Here is a 1,472-nt window from a genome sequence, read left to right on the forward strand (position 1 = left end):
TATTCTACAAGACTTCGCGTAAAAATTCGGAAATAATCAAAATATTTCTTCACGGCGGCTAAAGCCGCTACGAACCTTCATCCCCGGTATAAATACGCGGGGCTTTCGGTTTTTGGCTCCCACGTAAGCATTCAGCTATCAGTATTCAGATATCAGCTATCAGCTATCAGATATCAGCTATCAGTGATCAGCTTTCATTCAAGGACTGACCGCTGACCGCTGACCGCTGACCGCTGTTCGCTTAGCGTGCGCGTAGCGCATATGCTTACGTCAATTCAGCAATTTGTTTCAAATCCACATTGCCACCGCTGATAATGACACCAATCCGAGCATTGGGCATTTTAATGACCCCTTCAAGTAGGGCAGCAGCGGCTAAGGCACCAGTGGGTTCAACTACAATTTTGAGCCGTTCCCACAGGAAAAACATGGTACGGATAATCGCAGCTTCCGATACAGTTACCATGTCATCAACGTAATTAAGGACTAGGGGAAAGGTAAGTTTGCCGAGGCTGGGAGTTCTGGCTCCGTCAGCAATGGTATTGGGATTGTCAACAGTTTGGAGGATTTTGCTATGGAAGGAACGGGTGGCATCATCGGCCTGTGCTGGTTCTACACCAATCACACGGCAATTAGGATATAGGGTTTTGGTTGCGATCGCACATCCTGAGAGTAAGCCACCACCACCACAACACACCAGTAACAGATCCAGTGGACCGACTTGTTCTAGGAGTTCTTTGGCAGTAGTACCTTGTCCAGCAATGATATGGGGGTGATCGTAGGGAGGAATGATAGTGAGTTTGCGATCGCGTGATAACTCTTCGGCTAATGCTTCCCGTCTCAATTCAGCCCGATCATATAAAATGACGTCAGCACCGTAGCCACGGGTAGCGGCTTGCTTGACCGCTGGGGCATCTTTGGGCATAACTACAGTGGTGGGGATATCGAGGAGGGTGCCCGATAATGCGATCGCTTGGCCATGATTACCAGAAGAAAAGGTGAGAACCCCTCGCTGTTTTTGTTCTTCAGATAGTTGTGACAGAGCGTTATAAGCCCCTCGAAACTTAAAGGCACCAATACGTTGGAAGTTTTCGCATTTAAAGAAGACTTCAGCGTTGGTGAGCTGGTTGACAGTCCTGGAGGTATGGACTGGGGTTTGATGGACATTGCCCGATAGACGTTTAGCGGCGGCTTCTATGTCAGTGTAGGTAACAGGTAATGCTTGCAGTTCCATAGCAGTAGGGAGTCGGGAGTCGGGGAATCGGGAGTCGGGAGTTGGGACTCGGGAGTTGGGACTCGGGAGTCGGGAGTCGGGAGTCGGGAGTCGGGGTAAGAAACTTGAATGTACCTGAGAGGATATCTCCCAAGTTTTTTGATACTGAATTTTGCCCCCCTAGCCCCCCAACTTTGGGGGGAACAAGAGTCAATTTGCTTCTAAAAGTCCCTTCCGGTGCGCTTTCCAATGGGCGAGTAAA

At 49.3% G+C, this 1,472-nt stretch carries 2 protein-coding genes; both read right to left on the reverse strand.

From position 1 onward, the window contains the following. Nucleotides 1-265: 265 nt before the first annotated feature. Nucleotides 266-1,231, reverse strand: coding sequence for a threo-3-hydroxy-L-aspartate ammonia-lyase (locus F6J99_RS44955; RefSeq protein ID WP_293123912.1), 966 nt, complete (start codon nt 1,229-1,231; stop codon nt 266-268). Further along, a partial coding sequence (locus F6J99_RS44960) for a hypothetical protein (protein WP_293123915.1) occupies nt 1,197-1,472 on the reverse strand: 276 nt, incomplete at its 5' end. The genes F6J99_RS44960 and F6J99_RS44955, both read right to left, overlap by 35 nt.

The sequence above is a fragment of the Moorena sp. SIO4G3 genome (genome assembly GCF_010692305.1).
In the GTDB taxonomy this organism is placed as follows: Bacteria; Cyanobacteriota; Cyanobacteriia; order Cyanobacteriales; family Coleofasciculaceae; genus Moorena; species Moorena producens_A.